The sequence below is a fragment of the Streptomyces sp. NPDC047081 genome, from assembly GCF_040643775.1.
Classification (GTDB): Bacteria; Actinomycetota; Actinomycetes; order Streptomycetales; family Streptomycetaceae; genus Streptomyces.
Genome location: NZ_JBEYUY010000001.1, coordinates 363,299 through 388,571, shown reverse-complemented (window position 1 = coordinate 388,571; position 25,273 = coordinate 363,299). Strand labels below are relative to the sequence as shown.

The window sequence follows — 25,273 nt, the reverse complement described above, 5'->3', positions numbered from 1 at the left end:
CATACGCTACCGTACGGAAAATCGACCATACGGTAGCGTATGGTCATGGCGCAACCCAGAAAACCCAGACTCACGGCCCGCGACTGGGCGGACGCGGCACTGGCGGCGATCAGAGAGGGCGGCGGCCTGAAGTCGGTGGCCGTGGAGCCCCTGGCCGCCCGCCTGGGCACGACAAAGGGCAGCTTCTACTGGCACTTCACCAACCGAGAGGCGTTGGTGGAGGCTGCTTTGTCCCGCTGGGTGGAAACGAACACGGACGAGATCATCACGGTGGTGGAGACGGAGCCGACCCCGGAGTCCCGCCTACGCAAACTCCTGACGGAGGTCACAAAGCCGTCGGGCACGGACCCCCTCGAACTCTCCCTCCTGTCCAGCAAGGACCACCCCCAGGTGGCGATGGCCCTCCAACAGGTCACTGCCCGCCGGATCGCCTACATCGCGGGTTTGTTCGAGGACTTGGGCTTCACGGACGCAGAGTCCCGCCAGCGGGCACTGATGGCCTACAGCTTCTACCTGGGACACGCCCAACTCGCCCACGCCGTACCGACGGCACTACCGGCACGGGAGGAGTTTCCGGGGTATCTGGAGGTGGCGGTGGGGGCGCTGCTGCGGCGCGGATAACGGATGGCCATAAACGTTTCCGCAGGTCAGCTGCTTGTTTGTTGATCACCCAATCGCGGTGATTCCGGAAACATCGCGCAACCGCCACCTCAAGAAGCCGGTTCCCCAGGTACTCATCAGGAGATCACCAGGAGGGGACCACCTCTGCCATGCACTACCTCACGCGCCTCACCACCGCCCTCGCAGCCGTCTGTGCCCTCGCCGTCGCCGCGCCAACGTCCGCGCACGCCACCGCGGTCGGGTCAACTCCCGTGCGGACCTTCGAGTACAGCGTCGGCGGCATGACGATGAAGGTGCCGACGGGCTGCCTGTTCACGCACATCATCCGCGGCAGCGGACGGAAGATCACGTACCAGAACGCCGGCGTCGACTGCGCCTTCGTCGCGGCGCTCGGTAGCGGTTTCTGCAACTGGCGTATCGACTTCAGCTACGCCGACACCGACAACCGCACATACCGCACGTCACGCGGCCGGACCCACAACGAATGCAAGATCGACCCGATGCGGAACAACTCTCCTCAGACATTGCCTCGTTATGGCAAGGCGTGCGCCCACCTGTACGTCAACGGCGTGCGCCGCGTCAGCCAGTGCCACCACATCACGAAGTGAGCCCCTCATGGTCGAGCAGGAACAGCGGAACGAGTCGGATCCGACGTCGGAAACACGGCAACAGCGAGCCGGCATCGCCGCGTTCCTCGTCGGCCTCCTAGCCACGCTCGCGTTCTTCGCCTTCTTCCCCGGCCTGCCCCACGTCATCGACTGGGGAGCCATCCTCGTGGCCCTCGCGGTAGGCGGACTCGCGCGCTGGCTCTACCGGTCCCGGATGGCAAGGACGGCACGCGAGAAGGACAGAGCCTGAAGGCGGACGAGCTGAACCACGTACCCCGGGCGGGGGAAGCCGCCGTGCGCACGCTCCTGTACGCGTCTCGTTCTTCCCCCGTACGCCTTCTCCATGTTTGATGTCTGGCGGTCGTGAACATTACGGGCGCGGTTCCGGACGTTCACTGCCGTCTCGCCCGAGTGTTCACGTGCTCCGGACTGGCAGGGACGACGTTGACAACGTTGTCCCCGGTGAGGCCGGACATGCGTGTGTCGCGACGCTGGAGAGGTTCCGTGCACATCAGATCCCGCGCTTCCCTGCCCAGATCCCGCGCTTGCCTGCCCAGAACGATCCCTCCGAGACCCGCCCGCCGACCCCGCCGTCGGCCACTGCGCGCGACAGCCGCCGCGCTGCTCGCCGGGGCGCTCGGCCTGGCCGCGCTGACGGGCGGCGGGGGTACGGCCGCCGTAGCCCTACCCGGCGCGACCACGTCCGCCGGGTCCACAGCCTCCACCAACTCCGCAGCCTCCGCCGGGACATCCAGCGGCACCGACTACACCAAGCTCGTCGACCCCTTCGTATCCACCGGCGGTGACGACGGCAACGACCTGCCCGGCGCCGAGGCCCCCCACAGCCTCGCCAAGGTCAACCCGTTGACCACGCCCGGCCGCAACCACACCGGGTACGACTACGACGAGGACCACATAGCCGGCTTCACCGCCACGAACCTCGACGGGGTCGGCGGATCGGGAGGCGGCGGGGATCTCCTCGTCGTCCCGACGTCCGTGGAGTACAACAGCCGCCCCGCCACGGCCAGTTACGCGCACACGTACAGCCACGACGACGAGACCGCGGCGCCCGGCTACTACCAAGTCGGTCTCGGGGCGATCTCCGGAACCGGCTCCTCGGTGACCCAGGGCCCCGGCACCATCAACGCCGAGACGACCGCGACCACGCGCACGGCCCTGGAGCGATACAGCTTCCCCGCCGGATCCGAGCCCCGCCTCGTCCTCGACCTCGCCAACAACTTCACGAGCCGCACCCGCGCGACCCTGAAGGCGACGACCCTCGCGGACGGCACCACCTCGATCACCGGGCTCATCGCGGGGTCGTTCAACGGCGCCTCGTACAAGCTGTATTACGCCGCCACGACCAACTCCCCCGTGACGTCCCTCCAAAGCTGGGGCGACGACGGCAAGTTGAGCGGCGCGTCCGCGCAGGACGGCGCCGACACCGGCGCGATCCTCGGCTTCGACAAGTCCGCCGGGAACGACATCGAACTCCGCGTCACGCTCTCGCCCATCAGCGCCGAACAGGCAACCACCGACCAGCACAACGAAGTCGGCGCCCTCACCTTCGACCAGGCACGCGCACGCACGGCCGCGGACTGGAACAGCACGCTGGGCGCCGTAGCGGTGAAGGCCTCCGGGACGTCCGACCCCAACTCCACGCTCACCAAGGAGTTCTACACGCACCTATACCGCATGTACGCGCTGCCGGTGAACGCCACCAGCACCACCGGGACTTACCGTGGCGTCGACGGAGCGGTGCACAAAACCAACGGCTATACGTACTACGACGGTTGGTCCACCTGGGACGACTTCCGCAAGTACTCCGTCGAGGCGTACATCGACCCGGCCACCTACCGGGACCTGGTGCAGTCGCTCATCCTCCTCTTCGCCGACGCGCACACCTCCGGCAAGAGCCTCGGCAGCCTCACCCACTCGGTCCCGACCGTGCGCTGGGAACGCTCGGCGGTCGTGGTCGCCGACGCGGTGTCGAAGGGGTACAAGGACTTCGACCGGCTCGACGAGGCGTACCCGGCGCTGAAGTCGTACACGGGTTACTACACGGGCGCGCAACTGCGGCAGGGATACGTCTCGGGCGATCCCGGTACGACCGTCCAACGCGGTTACGACCAGTGGGCGTTGGCCGTCGTCGCCGACGCGCTCGGCAAGGACGCGGACGCGAAGAAGCTGCGCGCCCAGTCGACCATGGCGATCGACAACCTGGTCAAGTCCGGTGCCTGGACCGCGTCCGACGGCACCCAGGTCGGTCTGCTCACCCCGCGCGCCACGGGCGGCGACTGGCAGAGCGCCGACTACGAGAAGTTCGAGGCGGCGGGCCTCTACCAGGGCACGCTTTGGCAGTACAACTGGTACGACGCCTACGACATGGCCGGCCTCATCCAGGCCATGGGCGGCGCGGAGGCCGGCAAGGCCGCGGTCAACCACATGTTCGGCGAGGACTCCGACGCCGACGACGGCTCGACCATGCTGCACTCCAACGCGAACGAGATCGACCTGCAGGCGCCGTACCTCTTCAACTACGTCGGAGAGCCGAGCCTGACGCAAAAGTGGGTGCGCGCCATCTACACCGGCACGACCTGGAACCGGTACATCGCGACCGGCTCCACGAACGAAGCCCCGAGCTCCGGCGGCGAGTTCACCCCGCCGGTCAGGACGCAGGTCTACAAGCTCTCCCCGCACGGCTTCCTGCCGACCATGGACAACGACGCCGGCACCATGTCGACCATGTTCGTCGCGGCGGCCCTTGGGCTGTTCCCGGTGACGGCGGGCTCCAGCCAGTTCCAGATCGGCAGCCCGTTCTTCGACTCCACGACGATCACCTACGCCAACGGCAGCAAGTTCACGGTGAAGGCCGACGGGGTGTCGCCGAGCAACTACTACGTGCAGAGCGCGACCCTCAACGGCTCCCGTTTCACGAACACTTGGCTCGACTACTCGCAGATCATCGCGGGCGGGACCTTGGATTTCCGCATGGGCTCCAAGCCTTCCGACTGGGGCGCCCGTACGAAGCCCGCGTACTCGCTGAGCACGGAAGACGGTGACGATACGTCACGACCGGCTACTGGTACGACAGTTGTCACCGCCAAGCCGGCCACCGTCACGACCACCGCTGACGGCACGGTCGACGGAAGCGTGCAGCTCACCCTCTCCTCCGGCCCGGCGTCGTTCGCCGCGCGCAAGGGCACGAGCCTCACCGGGACCAAGGCCGCGACGGTGACCGGTCTGCCGGCCGGCGTCACGGCGGACCTCCGCGTCACCGGATCACGCACGGCGACGCTGTCGCTCACGGGCACCACGAAGGTCGACGCCCGTTTCGGCATCACGTTCCGAGACGCGGCCTTCGCGCACGGCGTACCGGCCTCGACGGTGACCGGCACCGGCGTGTCCGCGACCGACCCGCTGCTCATCTCCGCCGCGGCCGTGCCCCGTAAGGCCCTCGCCGCACTGGTCGACCAGGCGTCCCTGGTGCGCGAGGGCAACTACTCCTACGGCTCCTACACCCTGTTCCAGTCGGCGCTCGAACGTGCCCGGGCAGTCCTGGCGGACGCCGCTTCCGGCACCAGCACGCTCATGGCCGCGGACGACGCCCTGCACTCCGCCATCGACGCGCTCACCATCGACGAGGGCGGCTACGCCGTCCTGCAGGCCGAGGACCCCGACCAGATGGAGGGCCCCAGCCTGAAGAAGGAGGCGTACTACTCGGACGGCGACCTCGGCGGCGTGACCGAGGGCTCGTGGGAACGCTTCAACAAGCTCGACTTCGGCGGCGTAGCCCCGCACAGCATCTCCATCCGCTACGCCAACTCCCAGGCGACGACCGCGAGTCCGAGCAGCGTCGACATCCACGCCGGCGCCGCCGACGGCCCCGTGGTCGCCACCGCCTCGCTCCCCGGAACGGGCGGCTGGCAGTACTACGCCACCGTCCAGGCGACCGTCACCGACCCGGCGGCCCTGCTGGCCGCGTCGAGGGCGACGTTCGTCTTCCACGCCCCGTCCGGCCAGCAGTGGGTGTCGAACTTCGACTGGTACCAGTTCTCCCCCGACGACATCGCGTCGTCGCCCACAACCACACTCGCCACGCTGACCACGGCGAACACCACGACCACCGGCGACGGTTCACTCCCGCTCAAGCTCTCGAACGGCATCTTCGAGAACGTGACGAACGGCGCGTGGGCCGAGTGGAAGGACACGAACCTCGGCGACGGCGCCGACACGGTGACCGTCAGCTACGACAAACCCCAGTCGCGGGCGGCATCGGACTCGCACATCGAGTTGCACCTCGGCTCGAAGGACGGCGCGAAGACGGTCAACATACCGCTCGCGTACACGGGTTCGAGCTGGGGAACGGTAGCCACGACGACCGTACAACTGGACCCGAGCGTCTTCACCGGCGTCCAGGACGTGTACGCCGACTTCCTCTCCAGCACACAGACCGACGCCCAGCCGTACGTGGCCAACGTCTACTCGCTGACCCTGACGCGTAACGCCGACGCCCCGGTGTCCTTCGACGCCACGGCATTCACCTCGAACAGCGGCGGCGGCCTCAAGAGCGAGCCGGTCGGCTGGACGGGCGCGGGTTCCGCCACGGACCTGGGCGGCACGTACAACGGAGCCTGGCTGGACTACGGGAACATCGACTTCGGCACGTCCTCGAAGAACACGGTCACGGTCACCTACGTCAACAACTCCGCGCGCTGCGGCACGGGTTCGGCCGTACAGCTCTACCTAGACGGCTTCGATCCCACCACGCCCGGAACGCCGTACGCGACGATCCCCCTGCCCGTCACGGGCTCCGCATGGTCGTCGGGCGGCACGACGAGCCTGACCCTCCCGAAGGGAATCACCGGCACGCACACGGTCCACCTACGGCTGACGACGACCCCGGACGCCTCGCACCCGTACGTCGCGAACCTGGGCCGATTCACGTTCAGCCACGCCGACACACCGACGGGCACGGACACGACGGCCCTGCGGAAGGCGATCACCGAATACGAGGGCCTGTCGGACGACGAATCACGCTACGACACGGTCGACTTCGGGGTGTTCATGCGCGAACTCGCCGCAGCCCGGGCCCTGTTGACTGCCGACGGCGCCACGCAACTCGAACTCGACACCCAAACCCGAAGCCTCACCCTCGCCGCCAACCAACTGATCCCCCTGCCGAGGCTGAGACTGGAGGACTTGGTCACGAGCGCGTCGACTCTCGCCAAGTCCCGCTGCACGGACGCGACTTGGAAGGCATTCACCGACGCACTGGCCGAGGCGAAGACGACCCTCGCCGACGACACAGCAACGGACAACACCCTCACCGCACGGTACGAGGCCCTCGACCACGCCCGTTCCGCGCTCACCACGAAGCCGAAGACGGTACCGACCGCGCCCGCGGCCGTGTCGGCGACCTCGTCCGGCACGAGCGTGACGGTCACCTGGTCCGCCCCCACGGACGACGGCGGCTCCCCGGTCACCGGCTACGAGATCACCCTGACCGGCGGCCACGAGGTCGAGATAGACGACCCGGACAGCCGCAGCACGACGTTCACCCGTCTCCCGTCCGGCCGTTCCTACTCGGCGCGCGTCCAGGCGGTGAACGCGGTCGGCGCCTCGCAGCCGAGCGCCGCCACCCAGCCCGTGGTCACCGGCGGCAGCACACCGCAGAAGCCGACGGTGACGGGCGTACTCACTGAAGACAAGCAGGTCCGGGTGACGTGGCGACCGGCGGGTGACGGCGGTTTCCCGATCATCGGCTACGAGGTGACCCTGGATGACGGAACCACCGCGCACGTCCCGGCCACGACGGACACGGCGCTGCTCACAACCACGAGCAGAGCGAAGGCCCACACGGCGACGGTGACGGCGGTGACCTTGGCGGGAACGTCGGCCGACGCGACGACGAGGGAGACGTCCGCCACCGAACCCGAGAGCGACCCGTCGACGTACGTACCGTCCCCCTTCCCGGACGACACCCTGAAGGCGACGTACGCCTCCGACACCTGGCCCACGACCGACTACTTCCACAACCTGCTGAGCGGCATCGACGACCTCGGCTCCACCACCCTGGCCTCCAACACGAAGGTGCCCACCGACACCCAACTCACCGCGGAGAACGACGAACTCGCAGTCGGCATCAACAACGCGGCGACACAGAAGGAGGTCGACCGCGCCGAGGTGGACGCGACGAACAGCTCCACGATCACGATGGCCGACAGCCTGGGCTCAAGGCTGGGCCAGATCTACCTGGACGCCCTGAACGACGGCCAACTCCCCAAGACCAACGCCCTGTTCGGCCGCGTCACGCAAGGCCTCGACGGCGTAGACGAGGCAAAGAACAGCTACGGCTACCTGCGCCCATACGTACGACTCGGCTTCGTAGGCGACGGCGGCCAGATCTACGAGTCCCAGGACGGCTCGTACGCCGGCCTCGCCACCAGCGGCTCGTACCCGAGCGGCCACACCTACGGCGGCTACGAGGCCGGCACGATCCTGGCCACCCTGCTCCCGGAACTGGCCCCGTCGATCCTCGCCCGCACCTCGGAGTACGGCAACAACCGCATAGTCCTCGGCTTCCACTACCCCCTCGACGTCATGGGCGGCCGCATCACCGGCCAGGCCACGGTGGCCCACCGCTGGGCAGACCCCGACTTCGCGAAACTGCTGACGCAGGCCCACACGGAGATCGAGAACGTACTACTCGCCCAATGCGAGAAGGAGGGTTACGGCAACACACTCGCGACCTGCGCAGGCGCCCCCTACGCGGGCCTGAGCACGGCACAGGACATCGACCTGTACACGCAACGCCTGACGTACGGCTTCTCCCGGGTCGGCAAGCCGGGCCGCCCCCTGGTCACCCCCTCCGACGCGGCGGCCTTGCTGACCACGGCCTTCCCGAACCTCACCACCGCCCAGCGCACCCAGATCCTGGAACAGACCGCAACGGACTCCGGCTACCCACTCGACCTCACCGCGGCCGGCGAGGCGAGTTGGCAACGCATCAACCTGGCGGCGGCGATGGCGGCGCACGTCGTCGTCAACGCCGACGGGTCGGTCACGGTGACCAACTCCTCGGACGCGACGAAGGCGAGCGTCGCGGACGCGAGCGCGATCACGGTGGGCGGCGCAGCGATCGACGGCTTCGACCCGAACGTCACGACGTACGTGGTCGATTGGCCGAAGGACGCGAGGATCCCGACGGTCTCGGCGGTGCCGGCTCAACCCGGGGCACGGGTAAGGGTTATGCCCGGCAGCTCCACGGTCACGTCAACGGATCCCGGCTTCACCACCCGCACGATCAAGGTGACCTCCCCCAACGGTTCGGTCACCCGCACGTACACGGTCGGCTTCCACCGCACGAACCACACGGACCACTCGTCAGCCACCGCTGGCACCGAACTGTGGTCACAGGCGACGGCCTGGGCTGATACACGAGGAATCCGCCAAACGCAATACACGCCCTGACCACGGGGGTGCCGACACCGCCCGGCCGGATTTCCGGCCGGGCGGCCCGCGACAGAGCAGAATCACACGTTGTGTCGGGAGAAATGGAAGCGCATCAACTGAGCAGCGTGACTGGCCATCGCTGCCTTCCAGGGTGCAGAGTCCTCCGCAGCGATTGCTCCCCACAGCCGGGCCACTGCTACGGCAAACGCACCGCGTGCCTTCGGATCGCACTCACGCCAGGACGGAACTCGCTGCGCCCACGAGACCGCCTCCTCAGCAGTCGCCCCAGCCTCCATGATTCGCAAGGCGAGCATGAGCGGATCGATCCACGCCGCACCCCGCGTCGGCCACGCCCAGTCGATCAAGCGTGCCCTGGCACCGTGGATGAGGACGTTGTCCGGGGCGAAGTCCGTGTGCAGCAACGCGTCCCCCTCGAATAGCACCGCCTGCCCCTCGTCGGCGTACTTCCCCCACCGTTCCTCCGCTGTCTTCAAGCCGAGGTCCTTCGGTGCGGCCACCTGCTGCAGCTCGGCGAGCGCGGCCAGGACCAGCGTCAGGTCGTCGGCCTTGCTGTAGTCGGCATGGCGGCCATCGACCGCCTCGTAACCAAGCAGCTCCCACCCTCCAGCCTCCACATGCCACAGAAGCCGCGGGCAAGCAGCGGGCAGGTAGGGGCTGATTGCGATCTCCCTCTTCTGGGAGGCAACCTGCGGGTTGTCGGCTGGGATGCCCTTGACGAAGACGGGACCGCTCTCGGTGTCGAGTAGAGCGGCAATGGCGCTGTTGATCCCGCCTCCGGCAGTGCGAGCTCTGGCGATACGACCGGTCTGGGCGATGACCGCCTGGCGAGCGGCCGATGGCAGCTCGTCGAAGGCGAGACGGGGCATGGACACAGAGCGCGGTTCCTCGGGTGAGCGGGTGGAAGGGTGAGGCCCCGGCCAGCGTAGACCGGGGCACCGACATACCGAGGGATGGTCTAGTACGGGTTGTCGTCACCGGCCGAGCAGTTGCACCCGGCAGCCTGGGCGACGTCGCCATCGATGTCGCTGATGATGCGGAACTCCCCCTTGCCGATAGTGGGGACCTGAACGGGTACGGGCAGCATTCCACCGGCGTCGACAGGCGGGCGTCGGCCGATGGTGAGCACGACCGGTTCAGACGTGGGCAGGGTCGCGTTGGGTGAGGTCATGATCCGTAGCCTCCGTGTTGGCAGTAGAGCGATCGGTTGTCCCCCGCCTCCTGGTAGAGCTTCGCCAGCGGCCGGCACGTCCTGCATGTGGCGGCCTGTGCGCAGCCGGAGCACCCACCGGTGCGGAGCTGTAGGGACTCGGCGATGGCGCCGAGCCTGGGAAGGCCGTCGAGGCCTTCCGTCATGAGGTTCACGCTCGGATCGCGACCTACTTTGCAGATGGACGCGATTCCGTGCGGATCGACGTGGAAGAAGGTGTGACCGGCATTGCAGCCTGTGAAGACGCTGCGTGGTCGCAGGTGGTCGGTGGCCTGAGCGGCGAGCGGACCCGCGTCACCATCGATCGTCGGCGACATACCCGAATACACCTGGTACGGGAACCCCCATCGGTCCTCTGCGAGGCGCACCATGCCGTCCAGCTCATGCGCGTTGGAGTCGGACACGATCAGGTTGAGCCGTACAGGCAGGCCGGCCTCCCGCGCCGCATCCAGGCCGCGGGTCAACCGGCGCCACGCGCCACGATTGCGAGTCACGCCCTCATACGTCTCCTCGGTCGCGCCGTAAAGGCTCATCGTCAGCCGGTAGGGCCGGTGGCGGGTGAGCAAGTCCCGGATGGCTGCCTTGTGGAGCTGGGATCCGTTCGTCGACACCTGCACCATCAGGCCGAGTTCATGTGCGTACTCGTATGCCGCAGCGAACTGTGGATCGATCAGGGCCTCGCCGCCGGTGATTTGCAACCACAACACACCGGCGTCGCGCAGCAGTTCCAGCAGCCGCCGCTTGTCCTCCCACGACAGCCCGGCGAACCTCTTTTCGCCGAGGTAGCAGAAGCCGCAGTCGTAGTCGCACCCCAGATTGATCTCCCACGACGCCTTCACGAAGCCGTACGGCGACGGCTCGCGAACGAGCACCACCGTGGACAAGGCGGCGCCTTGAGGCAGACGCATCCCCCACGCCTGCGAAGCGGCGAGGTGTAGCCAGGCCGGTGGCGCATGACCTTCAGGGACGGTGCGCAGTTCGTCGTAACACGATCGGTGAATCTGGATGCCCTGTGGGTGGCCGGGTCGCAGGATGAGGTGCTGCCCGAGGAACGGGCTGGCGAGCAAGCTGTGCATGGGATTCCTCACGGGTCGTCAGACAGACAGGGGTTGGGGAGGTGCCCGCGCGCTCGCTTCTCAGAGCAGAGCGCAGACCTGCTGATGACACAGGGCGGTCAGGGCCCGGCAGTTCAGGGCCAGGTCTTCCAAGTGCACGGCAGCAGCGCGATGGTCGAGGTCTGGTCCCTCGTTCAGCGTTCTGTGAGTGCGGACGAGCAGCCAGCACGCGGTTTCACGTTCGCTGGTATCCGCCGACTGCGTTTCGAGTGCCGCTTCCAACTCCCCGGCCAGGGCAGTTACATGCCTGCGCAGATAGCCGGCCCAGCCTGTCCACCTCGGCCCGATCCGGGACCTTGGCGGGTAGCCCATTGGTCAGCTCCAAGGCTTCCGTCCAGACCTTGCGGCACACGTCGAATTCGAGCGACCGGTCGTCACCCACCGGCGGCCTCCTTCTTCGCGGCCAGGCGGAAAAGGCCTACGTGGACCATCTGCGCGACCGCGTTGGCCTGGCAATGGGTTTCCGGCCGGACCGGTGGCACACACCATGAGGAGCGGGCCTGATCGCGGTTTGAGTCGATGGTCGGGTGCGGCACACCGAGATAGCTGCCCGCACCAAGACAGGCCGTGCCCGGCATACTCCAGGCAGCGCATGCCCCAACCGGGACCAGGCAGTAGTACCGACCCGATTGGCGATCCACGAAGACAGGACCGCCGTGCAGTGCGGCGGCCAAGTACTCGTCGACCTGGGCCCGGCCCTCGCTCCGAGCAGCGGCGCACACGATGTCGCCGGCAACGCGAATAGCAGAAAAGCGAACGCCGCAGCGCAGTAGGGTGATCTCCATCGTCTGCCATTCGGCACCGGCCCGGGCCGGATCGTCGGCAGCTTGGAGGAGCCACTCCGTCACGTCCAGCAGGTCATCGAAGTGCGAGCGCACGAGCAGACCGGGTTCCGAGGCCGACTCCACGACCACGCACGACGCCACCGGAAGTGACACGTTCGGGCCATGTGCACCGGCAATGGGGTCCATGGGCAGCTGCCTCCCAACTAGGGTCAATCAGGGATGGCTAAGACGGTAGAAATCCGGCGCTCAAGCCTGAAGTGACTGCGAGTACAGGTGAGTTGCGCCCAACCCCCGGGAACGGACACCTCATGCGGCCAAACTCACGACAAACCCTGACTGGCGGTACGGGAAAGCCGTCACGACCCCGTTCAGGTCTGATCTCGGGGTATGTCCTGCGCGTCATCAGGGAGCAGTTGGGCCACACGCAGGAGGAGGCCGCGGAACAGCTGGAGGTCTCACCGGACACGATTGCCGGATGGGAGACCGGCCGTCGCCCACTGACGGCCGTGCCGGTCGGTCAGATGCTCATGCACCGCCACCGGCTCATGCAGTTGGGCACGCCGACCGCGCTCCTTCAGGCTCTCGAACGGGCCTTGGAGGCGGACGTCCTCCTCGCGACGGTCCTCGACGACGATGCTGCGGTGGAGGAAAGCCCCCTGGGCACGATGGTGATGCAGCGCGACCTCGGCGAAGTCCTGGCGTGGCCGCTCAATGGCGTACCACCAAGGCCAATCCGGGACTTGCCCCCATCACCACGCCCCCGTCGCGGGCCTGCCCCCGCCGGCCCCCGACTCAGCCGCCCGGAACGCACGGCGTTCTTCTCCACGATGCGGCAGACGGCAGAGCAAGCCCGGGGCGAGACTCAGTTCTTACTCCGCCGCCAGGCCTTGTACCTCTCCGGCTACGACACCGAGCCCGACGCAGCGGACTGGCTCACCCACCAGCAACGCACCGAGCGCCCTCACGACTGGCTGACCTCATGGCTGAACGCCCGCAGCGTCGCGGCCGTCGCCGCGCGGCAGGGCGACCGCGACCGGATGAGCCACTTCATCGACACGGTGCTCACGGACGACGAAACGGGCGAAGCCGCCAATCTGAACTACTGGGCGTACTGGGTCGGCGAGATGCGGCACATGGAACTGTCGGACGACTTCATCGCAGACCGCACACCCCGCCCATGGCCCGGCGACAAGCTTCTCGCCCACCTCGTCCAGGGCCTGTCCCCGCAACACGGCTATGTCGACCTCAACATCCACACCCTGTGGTCCCTCCTGCAGATCCGCCCCCATCTGCTGCGATCAGGCACAGCGGCCCACGCTCTGCGCGACCGCCTCCCGGTGATGTTGGATAGTCACGAGCTCTCGTCGCGCGGGCGACGGGAGTTGGAAAGCATCCGGTACGCGATCCGCCTCGCCGAGGCGTGAGAGGAGCCCACGGTGTCCGAGGACCTGACTGCGGTCGCCCGTTTCCTGTACGAGGCGGGGACGCTGAAGAACACCGCCCGCTCCGGATGGTGGATGGCCGGCGTGAAGCACCCCGAGTCGGTCGCGGAGCACTCGTGGCGCACGGCCCTGATCGCGACGATCATCGCGAAGCTGGAGGGCGCCGACCCGGCGCGGGCGGCGTTCCTGGCGGTGTGGCACGACTCCCAGGAGACGCGCACCGGGGACGTCAACCATTTGGGCAAGAAGTACAGCGGCGGAGAGGCCGATCCTCGCGACATCACTGCTGACCAGGTGGCGGGGATGCCGGAACTTCTGGCCGAAGCTGTGCGGGACCTCGTCGCCGAGTACGAAGCCAAGGAATCGGTGGAGGCAATCTGCGCACGGGACGCCGATAAGTTGGAGTGCATGATTCAGGGCATCGAATATCGGGACCAGGGCTACACGAAAGCCCAGAGGTGGATCGACAACAGCCGCGAGCGAATCGTCACCAAGACGGGGCAGGCACTGGCTGACACGGTGCTGGCGACGGGGTCGTTGGACTGGTTGCGGACGGCGCTTGGCGAGCGGCAAAGCTGAGTTCAGACGAAACAAGATCCGTCAAATCCGGCCTGTCCGGTACTACCTCCAACCAACAGCATCGAGTTACTAAATTGAACGCGGGTTGTCGTAGCTGTTGGCAGAACTAACAAGCCGTCGATATTCGATCCCCGTGTCGCTCGCGCAACACACCCGCCCCCACCCCAAAAACAATCAAACCCCCTGTGTCGGTGCCGACCGCAGAGGGAACTCGATCAAAGTTGCTGCGCGCAGTTCCTCGTTCCTCAGCAGACCGACAATATCCGGCGGCTCGTCACTCATGACCAAGGCCGCTCCCGGGAGCACGGCCTGACGCAGCATCGCCTGCCACACGTCAGCGAACGGCTGCCCCTTCAGCACGTCTAGGGCATCACGCTCGGCCTTCCTGTCGCCCTGCTGCCGGGCCAAGTCCCAGCCCCTCAGCACAGTTCGGATGTTCAGCTGCGCCAATTTCCGACCGGCTATGAGGCGTCGCTCGGGAAGGTTGAGGCCGAGTAGGTTGACGGTCGTCCGCCCCTTGTCGGTCTCGCCTCGGTACTTGCCTTCCCTTAGGTTCAACATCAAATGGTCGAACGGGTCGTCCCGGGTCGGGTCGACCAGCAAGGGCTCGCCGGTCTCTTCGTCACACTCCCACCAATCCCGCTTGTATGTGCTGTTGCACGGGCCGCACACCAGAAGGTGGTTGGGCCAGAAGAAGGTCTTGAGAGCGTCGTGTTCCCGTGGTTCGAAGTGTTCAATGTCGGTCGCAGTGAAACCACCACAGTACATGCAGCAGCCAAGGACTCCCGGGGCCATCCTGAGGAGCACCGCACGCAGTTCCTGCTTTACCTCGCCCTCGTCGTTCCACAGGTTGTCCGCGTATCTCTTCCGCTCACCACTCACTACATCCCTGAGACCGATCCGACCCGTGAGCACCGTCATTCGTGCCATAACGCCCTCGGGGAGCTCGAGGCGTTGAATCGGGATCACGCGTCCCGCTCCCGGGACAGCCGATACCGTTCCATCACTTCATCAACACGGGCCACTGGTGAACTGGAGAGGCGCTCGCGCAGGTGCAGGTATTCTTCGGTCTGCCTGGCATCGGCCCGCCCGAGCAGGACGTCATACTCCAACTCAGCCAGTCTGTCCCGCAGTTGACGCGCCTCGTCGGAATAGGGCGAGTCCAGGCCGAACAAGTCCGATAGCGCCGCGTCGTCCCCCGTCCCATACACGATCCGCCCAAACAGATCTCCTTCCACCACGTGTGGCGGTTCCTGCTCCCCCACCCCGGGCAGCCGGATCAACCCGCCCGGGTCCGCTGCCTGGCAGATGTACGGGCTGTGGGTGGTGACGATGAACTGGATTGCCGGGAAGTGCGCGGTGAGCCATTGCCCGATGCGCTTCTGCCACGTCATATGCAGGTGCGCGTCAACCTCATCGATCAGCACGACCCCCGGGTGGGGCAGTACGACCTTGCCGCTGTCGCGTTCCTCGAAGTCGAGGGTCCCGTACGCCGCGTGCATTTGCCGGACGATGTCCAGGACCAGAGCGACCACGGTTCGTTGCCCGTCACTCATCCGCCGCAGTTCGACCTTGGCACCCTCGGGGCCGTTGTCACCCCGCCGCCGCAGCCACATCCCGTCGGAGTCGACGTCCTCGATGCGGTAACTGTCCGGTAGCAGTGCGTCGTTGTCATGGCCGTCGTTGAGCAGCCTGAGCACTCCGGCCTTGAGTTCGCGGATCCCGGGGCGCTTCTCCAGGGAGCGCAGGTGAAGGGAGAGCAGCCAGTCAAAGGCCTCGGTCAGGGCCGACTGCTCCTCGAAGAGGGTGCGGAGCGCGGAGGCCCGGTCGAGCTGCTGCGGAGTGCGCTCATAAAGGCCGGTACCGGTGAGGCGCCGGAAGGGTCCGTAGGCGGCGCAGAACCAGCCGGGCGGTGGGGCCGAGGACCACAAGGTGGAGGTGAGGCCCCGGTGGCCCGAAAAGACGACCTCGGTGGGCGGCTCGAAATCTTCGACGGGCTCGTCGAATCCCTCGTCCTGCTCAGGCCGCCATTCGAGCCGTGCTTCCGCCATACCCCCGCGTGGGGCCATCGTGTCAGCACTCCGGTCAGCAATGACCTTGGCCACCACTGCCCCCCGGGTGGCACCGTGAGTCAGGTAGTCCTCGATCTCCGGTTCCAGCTGGTGTGCACGGCGTCCGCCGGCAAGCGTGAGCGCGAGCATACGTAGCAGGGTGGTCTTGCCCGAGCCATTTCGCCCAGCCATCACCGTCCAGCCCGCATATCCGCCGCTGGGCCGGGTGAAATCGAGGTCGCAGGCGCGAGGCCCGTGGAAACCACGCACCCCGTCAACCCTGAGCCTCGCCACGTACACCGGCCTGTCCTTCCCTCGGCGTGACATCCAGCACACCGTCTGTGATATCGCCCACTGTACGGACCACCAGTGACAACGGCAGTTCCGGGCTTGATCTTTGCGTACGCTCCCGGTTTGCGTACAGCGGCTGCTGTAATCGGTGTACGGACATTCGACCGGTCCGGGGAGACACGTACTGGGGAGGGACCATGAGCGGCGCCACACCGGAGTGGGCCAGGACGGCGGAGACAGCCCTGGCCACCTCGGGCTGGCGGGTCTACGGGCCCGGCGAGCGTGAGCTGGGCGTCGCTCATGAGGCTGTGTGTTCCCCGGTCTCCCCAACCCTGGTCCTCTTCACGCTCTACGTGCAGCGCCGCCTCTGCGGGATTGTCGCCGCCGGTCCCGCACAGAGCGACGAGCAGGTCCTCCTCGACACCGCGGCCGACCAGGCATCCCGGATAGCGGACCGGCACGCTGACCGCGCCTGGCGGGGCGCTCAACCCCTACCTTTCCAGTACGCCGCCAACGGCGCCGGCTGGCGGTTCCGCAACACGCTGGACGCCGAACAGCTCGACGGCACCCCCGCCCCTGACAGCCCGCAGGGTGGGGCGCGCAGTCGGCGTGTTTTCGCCCCGCATCAACCCGCCACGGTGGAACGCTGGATGCGGGAAGCCGAGCGGAAACCGACCGCTCCGACCTTCCGTGCCCGCCTGCGCAAGCTCCCCGCCATGCGCCTCGACCACAAGCGGCTGCGCTCCGCCCAGTACAAGTCCATCAAGGCGCTGGAGAAATCCCTCGCCCGTGACGACCAGCGGGCCCTCATCCAGATGGCCACCGGGGCGGGCAAGACGTACACCGTCGTCCAGAGCAGCTACCGCCTGCTGCGCCACGCGCACGCCCGCCGGGTGCTGTTCCTAGTGGACCGTAACAACCTGGGCAGACAGGCATACAACGAGTACCGAGACTTCGTACCGCTTGGAGCCAAGACGCCCTTGCACGAACAGATGCCGCTGCGTTTATTCAGCAAGGGCGCGGTCGCGGACTCGGACAAGATCGTGATCTCTACGATCCAGCGCCTGTGGTGCAAGCTCTTGGGGATCCCCGTGCCGGCCGAGGACGACGAGAATTTCGAGATCGAGCGGGCAGACCGACTGGCGGGCCGGGTGGCGTCCGTGAGCTACTGCCCCGACCTGCCGCCTGACCACTTCGACGTGATCGTGGTCGACGAATGCCACCGGTCGATCTACGGGCGGTGGCGCCCTGTCCTGGAGTACTTCGACGCCCATGTGATCGGTCTGACTGCGACGCCGATCCAGCAGACTTTCGCCTTCTTCGACAACAACCTGGTCAGTCAGTACACGTACGAACAAGCCGTCGCGGACAGCATCAACGTCGACTACGACATCTACAAGATCGGCACACGGATCACCCAGCAGGGATCAGTCATCCCCGCGTCAAGTACGGAGGTCCATTCAGACGGCACCATCCAGCAGGTCAACTCGGTCATCGCCAAGGTCCACAAGCTGACCCGCTCCGAGCAGTGGCAGACTGTGGAGGAGGATGATCCCTACGCCCGTACCGAGGTCAACCATCGGGTTCGTTCCAGCGACCAGGTCCGCCTGGTTGTGAGGACTTTTCGGGACAATCTATTTACGGAGATCTTCCCGCCGACCATTGACCAGCAGACCGGCGAGATCCAGAGCCGGGAAATCGTGCCCAAGACGCTCATCTTTGCCCACAACGACCTCCACGCCGATGCCATCGTCGAGGCCGTACGTGCTGAGTTCAGGGCCGGGGACGGCTTCTGCAAGAAGATCACCAGCCAGGCGTCCCGCCCCGACAAGGCGCTGTCCGACTTCCGCAACAGGCCTGACCTGCGTATCGCTGTGACGGTCGACATGATCGCCACCGGCACGGACATTCCGGCCCTGGAATGCCTGGTCTTCATGCGGGACATCCAGACTTGGTCGTACTTCGAGCAGATGAAGGGACGCGGCGCCCGCACCGTCAAGGACGCCGATCTGGTGAAGGTCACAGCGGACGCCGTCCACAAGGACAGGTTCGTGATCGTCGACGCGGTGGGTGTCACTGAACATCCGAAGACCGACGCCCGCCCGCTGGTACGGGATGACGCCGCACCCGTGCCGAGCCTGGGGCGGCTCCTAAATGCCTGCGAGAAGGGCGAACTCCTCCACCCCGACGACATCGCCACCCTCGCCGGCCGCCTCAGCCGTCTCGGACGCCGCCTGGATGAGCGGGGCCGAGCCGCCATCGAGAAGCACCTGCAGACCGACCAGACGTACGAGGCACTGGTCCGCTCCCTGGTCCGGGCCGCCGACACTGAGCAGCCGACGGTGGTACGCGCCGAGAGTCCAGCGCCGGATGAGCTGGACGGGTTCGTAGAGATCGCCGACGCCGTGGGTCTGCTGACCGCGAATGACGAGCTACGTGCCGCACTCCTCAAAGCCGCCCAGGACAGCTGGCTGCTGATCGACCACCTCAGCGAGGACCAGCTCCTCGAGGCACGCGGCCTCCTGGACGAAGAAGAGGCCCGCAGGGTCGTCGACGACTGGCGGGCGTACATGGCTAACCACGCAGACCAGATGCTGCCGCTGCAGCTCGCCTTCCAAGAACGACGGCCACCCCGCGAGGTACTCCGCGAACTCCGAGAGCTGATCGACAAGGTCCGGGCAACTCGGTGCGAATGGACCGAGGCCAGGCTCTGGAAGGCATACATTGACCTGGAGATCGCCAAGGGCGTCGCGAGGCGGAACGCCGGACTAGTCGAGTTCCTGTCCCTCATGCGATACGAGCTCGGGCTCGATGGAAAAGAGTTCCGGCCATATCGCAGTACGGTTGAGCGCCGACTGGAAGCGTGGCTCGCCCGCCAGGAGACGGCAGGCGTCGCATTCAACGACCGGCAGCAAGCATGGCTACGGCAGGTCGTGAACGTTGTAGCGGCCAATGCCACGCTCACAGTGACCTCGTTGGACGAGGGCCGACGAGCGGCGGTCGGCGGCTACGGCGACTTCGTCGATGCTTTCAAGGACAGCCAGTGGCAGCCGGGTGAGCTGGTGGACGAGTTGGACAGGGAATTGGGTGCGTGAGCGCGAGCAAGGTTGAGGATGGCAGCAGGACGTGTGCCAAAGGGCTGCCGACGGGGTGGGCGTGGGCGACGGTAGCGGATGTCGGTGACGTCGAACTCGGCCGATCGCGCCATCCTGACTGGCACGAAGGCCCCGAAATGCGACCCTACCTGCGAGTGTCCAACGTCTTCGAAGACCGCATCGACCCGACAGGCATGAAGGAGATGGATTTCTCCGGGGTCTTCGATAAATATCGCCTGGAGCCCGGCGACATCTTGCTCAATGAGGGCCAAAGCCCCCATCTCGTCGGCCGCCCCGCCATGTACCGAGGAGAGCCCGCAGACGTGGCATACACCAACAGCCTCATTCGCTTCCGGGGCAATACCGGGATCTTGCCCGAATGGGCGCTGCTCGTCTTCCGCCATCATCTGCATTCCGGACGCTTCATGCGCGAGGTCCGCATCACAACGAACATCGCGCATCTGTCAGCGGCACGGCTGAAAGGGGTGGAATTTCCGGTTCCACCTACCGCAGAGCAGCACCGCATCGCCGCCGCCCTTGACATCCGCATGGCCCGGCTCGACACCATCGAGCGCACGGTCATCTCCGCCCGCCGCGACGTCGCTGCCCTTCGCAAGGCTGTCCTGCTGGACGCAGTGCCGGAGCCGGAACAGTGGCCTGCTCACTGGACGGCCACGACGACCGGCAGGGCCGGAACCGTCGAGTTGGGGCGTGCCCGGCACCCCGACTGGCACACCGGCCCGAAGATGCGCCCATACTTGCGCGTCGCGAACGTCTTCGAAGACCACATCGATAGCAGTGACGTCAAGGACATGGACTTCTCTGGAGTCTTCGGCAAGTACCGCCTGGAGCCCGGCGACATCCTGCTGAACGAGGGCCAAAGCCCTCATCTCGTCGGCCGCCCCGCCATGTACCGAGGGATCCCTGAGAGAGTCGCTTTCACCAATAGCCTGTTGCGATTTCGCGCGGGCAAAGACGTGTTGCCCGGCTGGGCACTTCTAGTGTTTCGCCGTCACCTCCACGCCCGGCGTTTCATGCGTGAAGTGCGCATCACTACGAACCTCGCGCACCTCAGCGGGGCCCGTCTGAAGGCTGTTGAGTTCCCGGTGCCGCCGCTCGGCGAACAGCAGCGGTTGATCCGCACGACCAAGCAGCGCCTCGCAGCCCTTGATCGCATCGACCTCAGCCTGGACCGCACCGTCCGTCACAACGCCGCTCTGCGCCGAGCCCTTCTTTCCGAGGCCGTCTCCGGTTGTCTTGTTGCGCAGGATCCGGCTGACAAGCCAGCCGAGGAATTGCTCAAGCAAATTCGTGTCGAGCGTGAGGCAGCCGAGGCTGATCGAAAAGCCGCTCGGAAGGCAGCTAGCGCTGGACGGGCGCCGAGTAAGGGTGCCGCTGCTCCACCTCCTATCAGCGCACACGACACCACCCTCACCGAGGGTGAACAGACCACCCTCCCTCTGGAGTTCAGCTCGTGAATCAGGAAGCCCGTCGCCTCGTAGACCGCCTGTGGAAGTACTGCAATGTCCTGCGCGACGATGGCGTCTCCGCCTCGAGCTACCTAGAGCAGCTCAGCCTCCTGGTCTTCCTGAAGATGGCTGATGAGACGGAGCAGCTCAATGCCCATCGGCCCGACCCGGCCGATCACGAGCACATGCTGCCCACCACTCCCGAGTGGCAGGGCCGCGGTTGGCCCGAACTCATCGACCTCGAAGGCGATCCACTTGAGGAGGCGTACAACAAGCTACTCACGGACCTCGGCCGCCGCAGTGAACAGAACGGCCACACCACCCTCAGTTTGATCTTCAACCGGGCCCGCAACCACATTGAGAACCCAGCCCATCTCCGCCGCCTGATCGTCGACCTCATCGACAAGGAGAAATGGCGCAACTCGCGCTCCGACATCAACGGCGCTGCGTACGAGGCATTGATCGCCCGCAGCGCGTCGGACACCAAGGCCGGAGCGGGTCAGTACTTCACCCCGCGCGCACTCATCGAGTCCATCGTGCGGTGTATGCGACCAACGCCGCGCGACACGATCACCGATCCGGCTTGCGGCACCGGCGGCTTTCTGATCGCCGCCTACGAGTACATCATTCGGGACTGTGGTGACGACCTCCCGGACGACGACCTCCACCGCCTCCGCACGGAGTCGATCTGGGGGCACGAGATCGTGCCCGCGACCGCACGCCTCGCCGCAATGAACTGCCTCCTGCACTCACTCGGTGACCCCACCGGGAAGCCGATCATCGAGGTCGGTGACGCTCTGGCCAAGCCCCCCGAGCGGCATGCCAGCCTGGTCCTGGCGAATCCGCCCTTCGGCAATAGGTCGGGCATCAAGATGTCCGGCAAGGAAGTCGACGCCGAGGTGGACGACCGCGACAGCGTGACATACAACCGCCCAGACTTTTGGGTGGGCGAACAAACCACGACCAACAAGCAGCTGAACTTCCTCCAGCACATCGGAACCCAGCTCACCGACAAGGGCCGGGCGGCTGTGATCGTTCCCGACAACGTTCTGTACGAGGGCGGTCCCGGTAGCGTCGGCGATCTAGTCCGCCGCGAACTGCTCACCGGCTACAACTTGCACACCATGCTGCGCCTGCCGGAGAACATCTTCTACGCCGGCGGCGTGAAGGCCCATGTTCTCTTCTTCGAAGCCGTCTCCGGACGTCGCGCGGACGACGATCCGCCACACACGACGTATGTGTGGACTTACGACCTCCGCACCGGCAGCCGCTTCACTCTCAAGAAGAACCCGCTGAAGCCCGAGCACTTGGCTGACTTCGAGAAGCAGGCTTTCGACCCGTCCGACCCAGACCGCAAGCAACGTCAAGAGTCGGACCGGTTCCGCCGCCACAATGTCGCAGAGCTCTTGGCTCAGAAGCAGGTGAACCTGGACATCGCCCGCATCAGCCCCACCGCGTCGGCGGCCCAGGAGTCGCAGACATCCATCGACGAACTGACCCGGTCCGTCGCCGGAGACCTTCGCACGGCCTTGGCCGAGATCGAGGCTTTCGCACAGGAACTCGACGTCGATCTCACCATGGCGTCGGAGTGAGCTGAAGCAAGAGCTACAGGACGGAGTGCGCGTCCGTTGCTGGCCCTGACTGTAGATCTTGAGAGGAACCGCCCCGGAAACAGCGTCAGCCCGCCTGATGACGACGTGATCGCAGCACTTCTAGAGCTAACGAGTGGGCCTGCCCGCTGTGCCTCACCTTGCGAGCACAGCGGGCCAGACGTCGATTCGATTGAACGTTGCCCTCACTGGGCACAGAGTCCGGCACAGGACTGCCAAACACTGGGGGAACCATGAGCAACTCGCCCATCGACGGCCGCGGATACACCATCGAGCTGCTCTTCAGCCATCGTTTTCGCCTGGATCCTTACCAGCGGGAGTACACCTGGTCGACCGACGATGTCCGCAGACTGCTGCACGACCTCAAGCGCCGTTTCCTGCACAGTTGGGATCCTCAAGACACACGCCAGGCAGTGGGAAGTTATACGCCTTACTTCCTTGGTCCATACGTCTTCTACCAGTCCGACGGAATCAGTTATCTCGTCGATGGCCAGCAGCGGGTCACAACACTGCACCTACTCCTCATTCACATGCGGCGCCTCCTGCTGGAGCAGGAACAGCCCACTGAGGCCGGTCAACTCGAACGTCTTATCTCCAGCGTTCAATACGGCAAGGTTACCTTTGCTGTAGATATCGAGGAACGAGCTCCACTGCTGACAGCACTTCTAGACCGTAGCCCGTACGAGCTATCGCCTGACGCCAACCCTTCCATTCGTAACCTCTGGGCTCGCAGCCGAGACATCGAAGAAGAGTTCCCAACCGAGCTTCTCGGCGAGGCTCTGCCGTACTTTCACGACTGGCTACTCAACCGCGTTGGGCTGGTGGGCATCGAGGCTCTCGATCGAGGGAACGGCTGGGAAATCTTCGAGACCATGAACGACCGCGGTACTCGCCTCAGCCCGGTTGACCTGCTCAAGAGCTTCCTTCTAGCCGAAGCTGACCCATCGCAACGGGACTCTCTCAACGCCACGTGGCGGTCCATGCTGACTAATCTCATCGCTGTCGGCAATGTAATTCCAGCCGACTTCGTCAAGACACTTCTGCTCGCCAAGTATGCCGCCATGAACGAAGAGGCAAACGACGTTCAGCAGATCGAAATGTCGTTCCACGAGTGGATCCGCAAGAATCACCGCCGCATCGGACTAGTAGGCCGAGCCGACTTCGCCCGTTTCATCACGCAGGACCTGAAGCATCTGGGCGAGTGTTACGCAATGCTGAGGCACGCAGCCGCCTTCCCTCAGCAGGGGCTGGAAGCCGTCTACTACAACGAGACAAACGGCATCAGCGATCAGTACCGACTGATCTTGGCGGCGGTTGACCCAGGCGATGGCCAGTCGGTTCAGAAGCACAAGGCCCGTCTGATAGCCGGATTCCTCGATCTGCTCTTTGTGCAGCAACTCATCGGCGGCTACGTCCCACAGGGAGCGGACATGGCTGCCACCGTAGACCAGCTTGTCCCTGCGATACGTGATTGTCGTTCTTCCGACGAACTAAGCCGAATCCTGGCCGCCGAACTCCCCGCAGGCGATATTTTCCCTGACTTTGCCGAGTACGGGCTTCGCACGGATAACCGACGTCAAGTCCGTTATCTGCTTGCTCGGATGACAGACTTCGCCGAGATCGGTATCGGAAATCTGTCCCGAATCCAAGAGTATCTTAGCGAGACCAAGCCCTATCAAGTAGAGCACATATGGGCCGTCCACTTCTCGCGATACAAGGATCTAGTGAAGACGCAGGCAGATTTCGACAAGATCCGCAACCGGCTCGGTGGACTATTACTTCTGCACCAGTCAGATAATGCTAGCTACCGCGATGATCCCTACATGGATAAACTTGAGCACTACCAGCGTCAGAACATTCTGGCTGCAGCACTGCATCCCACGACTCACAGACGAAATCCACGCTTCGCAAGATTCCTAAAAAAGCATGATTTGCAGGGCTTGATGCGCCCATACCCTGGCGACTTCAAGGTGGGGGCAAATGAAGAACGACAGAAGCTCTACAAACGACTCTGTGAGATCATCTGGTCTCCAGAGGAGCTCGGCTTGTCACGGAAGGATGTGGCCGCACAGCACCGTCGATCCAAGCCAACCAAATCGGCGACCCGCGCACACTACGGAGTGGAAGTGTCGCAGCTGATGACTGCCGGGATCCTCACCGCAGGAACGAGACTAAATCCAGGCAGGCACCCTGCCGACGCGTTCGCCGAGATACTTCCCGACGGCCGAATCCGAACCTTCGACGGCCAAGTTTTCGGGGCTTTGTCTCCCGCCGGTGCCCACGTGCGAGGGACAAAGGCCAGCCCCGGGTGGGATTTCTGGCATGTGGAACGAGATGGGGCACTCATCCCAATCAAAACGTTGCGGGACGAATACCTGAGCTCGGCGCGCTGAGACTCAAGGCCCCATGCAGCCCGAGCTTGGGGCGGCGCAGCGGCGGCGGCAGACGAGTCGGGCTATACGCCGGGTTCTGTTCCCCGGCCCCCTCGCGGAAGCCGGGGCGACGGCCATCCATCTAGGGCCGGCGTTGCCGTCGGCCTCGTGCGGTCTACCCGCGGACTCGGGCGGGCAGCCCTCAAGCGTCCGCGCAGGAGCGCCAAGGCGCTCCCTTTTGACCTTGCTCCGGGTGGGGTTTACCTAGCTGCTCAGGTCACCCCGAGCACTGGTGGTCTCTTACACCGCCGTTTCACCCTTACCCGGCGCCGAAGCGCCGGGCGGTCTGTTTTCTGTGGCACTGTCCCGCGGGTCACCCCGGGTGGCCGTTAGCCACCACCCTGCCCTGTGGAGCCCGGACGTTCCTCGGGGAGTCCCCTCACGGGGATTCCACGCGGCCGTCCGCCCGGCTCGTCTGCCGTGTCGACCATGTTACCGGGCGTGCAGCCACCTTACGGACGGGTCCCGCCGGCGCCAGTGTCGCGAGTACCG

17 protein-coding genes and 1 other RNA gene are annotated in these 25,273 nt (G+C 65.7%); 10 read left to right on the top strand and 8 right to left on the bottom strand.

Annotated elements, in window-relative coordinates:
• Nucleotides 1–45 precede the first annotated feature (45 nt).
• From ABZ848_RS01845 to ABZ848_RS01830, 4 genes are all read left to right on the top strand, one after another.
• Nucleotides 46–621 (top strand): TetR/AcrR family transcriptional regulator, encoded by a 576-nt coding sequence (locus tag ABZ848_RS01845; protein WP_360823596.1) that lies wholly within the window; start codon nucleotides 46–48, stop codon nucleotides 619–621.
• A gap of 149 nt (nucleotides 622–770) precedes the next feature.
• Nucleotides 771–1,229 carry a hypothetical protein gene (locus ABZ848_RS01840; protein ID WP_360823593.1) on the top strand — a complete coding sequence of 153 codons (459 nt, stop codon included), beginning with the start codon at nucleotides 771–773 and terminating at the stop codon, nucleotides 1,227–1,229.
• A gap of 7 nt (nucleotides 1,230–1,236) precedes the next feature.
• Nucleotides 1,237–1,479, top strand: a complete 243-nt coding sequence (locus tag ABZ848_RS01835; RefSeq protein ID WP_360823590.1) for a hypothetical protein — start codon at nucleotides 1,237–1,239, stop codon at nucleotides 1,477–1,479.
• A 311-nt stretch (nucleotides 1,480–1,790) separates the two neighbouring features.
• Nucleotides 1,791–8,702 carry a glycoside hydrolase domain-containing protein gene (locus ABZ848_RS01830; protein WP_360824327.1) on the top strand — a complete coding sequence of 2,304 codons (6,912 nt, stop codon included), beginning with the start codon at nucleotides 1,791–1,793 and terminating at the stop codon, nucleotides 8,700–8,702.
• A gap of 62 nt (nucleotides 8,703–8,764) precedes the next feature.
• Here ABZ848_RS01830 and ABZ848_RS01825 read toward each other — a convergent pair whose 3' ends face one another.
• The 5 genes from ABZ848_RS01825 to ABZ848_RS01805 all read right to left on the bottom strand — a co-directional run bounded on the left by ABZ848_RS01825 (nucleotide 8,765) and on the right by ABZ848_RS01805 (nucleotide 11,998).
• Nucleotides 8,765–9,571, bottom strand: coding sequence for an aminoglycoside phosphotransferase (locus ABZ848_RS01825; protein WP_360824324.1), 807 nt, complete (start codon nucleotides 9,569–9,571; stop codon nucleotides 8,765–8,767).
• A gap of 89 nt (nucleotides 9,572–9,660) precedes the next feature.
• A complete protein-coding gene (locus tag ABZ848_RS01820) occupies nucleotides 9,661–9,873 on the bottom strand; it encodes a hypothetical protein (RefSeq protein ID WP_360823588.1) in 213 nt (70 codons plus the stop codon).
• Nucleotides 9,870–10,988 (bottom strand): radical SAM protein, encoded by a 1,119-nt coding sequence (locus ABZ848_RS01815; protein ID WP_360823585.1) that lies wholly within the window; start codon nucleotides 10,986–10,988, stop codon nucleotides 9,870–9,872. Before ABZ848_RS01815 ends, ABZ848_RS01820 begins: the two co-directional genes overlap by 4 nt.
• 60 nt (nucleotides 10,989–11,048) lie before the next feature.
• Nucleotides 11,049–11,339 (bottom strand): DUF6415 family natural product biosynthesis protein, encoded by a 291-nt coding sequence (locus ABZ848_RS01810; protein ID WP_360823582.1) that lies wholly within the window; start codon nucleotides 11,337–11,339, stop codon nucleotides 11,049–11,051.
• A gap of 62 nt (nucleotides 11,340–11,401) precedes the next feature.
• Entirely contained in the window at nucleotides 11,402–11,998 is a 597-nt protein-coding gene (locus ABZ848_RS01805; protein ID WP_360823579.1) for a hypothetical protein, read from the bottom strand.
• Between the two features lie 122 nt (nucleotides 11,999–12,120).
• On the opposite strand from ABZ848_RS01805, the gene ABZ848_RS01800 reads away from it, so the two are divergent.
• Both ABZ848_RS01800 and ABZ848_RS01795 read left to right on the top strand, forming a co-directional pair.
• The gene (locus ABZ848_RS01800) at nucleotides 12,121–13,236 is read left to right on the top strand and encodes a helix-turn-helix transcriptional regulator (protein ID WP_360823576.1); all 1,116 of its coding nucleotides are present in this window, start codon (nucleotides 12,121–12,123) and stop codon (nucleotides 13,234–13,236) included.
• Between the two features lie 12 nt (nucleotides 13,237–13,248).
• Complete coding sequence (locus tag ABZ848_RS01795; RefSeq protein WP_360823573.1) at nucleotides 13,249–13,833, top strand: HD domain-containing protein; 585 nt, start codon at nucleotides 13,249–13,251, stop codon at nucleotides 13,831–13,833.
• 174 nt (nucleotides 13,834–14,007) lie between these two features.
• Here ABZ848_RS01795 and ABZ848_RS01790 read toward each other — a convergent pair whose 3' ends face one another.
• Nucleotides 14,008–14,802, bottom strand: a complete 795-nt coding sequence (locus tag ABZ848_RS01790; RefSeq protein ID WP_360823570.1) for a hypothetical protein — start codon at nucleotides 14,800–14,802, stop codon at nucleotides 14,008–14,010.
• Nucleotides 14,799–16,034 (bottom strand): AAA family ATPase, encoded by a 1,236-nt coding sequence (locus tag ABZ848_RS01785; RefSeq protein WP_360823567.1) that lies wholly within the window; start codon nucleotides 16,032–16,034, stop codon nucleotides 14,799–14,801. Before ABZ848_RS01785 ends, ABZ848_RS01790 begins: the two co-directional genes overlap by 4 nt.
• A 338-nt stretch (nucleotides 16,035–16,372) precedes the next feature.
• On the opposite strand from ABZ848_RS01785, the gene ABZ848_RS01780 reads away from it, so the two are divergent.
• From ABZ848_RS01780 to ABZ848_RS01765, 4 genes are all read left to right on the top strand, one after another.
• Entirely contained in the window at nucleotides 16,373–19,270 is a 2,898-nt protein-coding gene (locus ABZ848_RS01780; protein WP_360823564.1) for a DEAD/DEAH box helicase family protein, read from the top strand.
• Complete coding sequence (locus tag ABZ848_RS01775) at nucleotides 19,267–20,748, top strand: restriction endonuclease subunit S (protein WP_360823561.1); 1,482 nt, start codon at nucleotides 19,267–19,269, stop codon at nucleotides 20,746–20,748. Before ABZ848_RS01780 ends, ABZ848_RS01775 begins: the two co-directional genes overlap by 4 nt.
• The gene (locus ABZ848_RS01770; protein ID WP_360823558.1) at nucleotides 20,745–22,331 is read left to right on the top strand and encodes a class I SAM-dependent DNA methyltransferase; all 1,587 of its coding nucleotides are present in this window, start codon (nucleotides 20,745–20,747) and stop codon (nucleotides 22,329–22,331) included. Before ABZ848_RS01775 ends, ABZ848_RS01770 begins: the two co-directional genes overlap by 4 nt.
• A 251-nt stretch (nucleotides 22,332–22,582) precedes the next feature.
• Nucleotides 22,583–24,742 carry a DUF262 domain-containing protein gene (locus ABZ848_RS01765; protein ID WP_360823555.1) on the top strand — a complete coding sequence of 720 codons (2,160 nt, stop codon included), beginning with the start codon at nucleotides 22,583–22,585 and terminating at the stop codon, nucleotides 24,740–24,742.
• 49 nt (nucleotides 24,743–24,791) lie between these two features.
• Here the strand turns inward: ABZ848_RS01765 and rnpB are convergent.
• Nucleotides 24,792–25,195: RNase P RNA component class A (rnpB, locus tag ABZ848_RS01760), an RNA gene on the bottom strand.
• Nucleotides 25,196–25,273 lie beyond the last annotated feature (78 nt).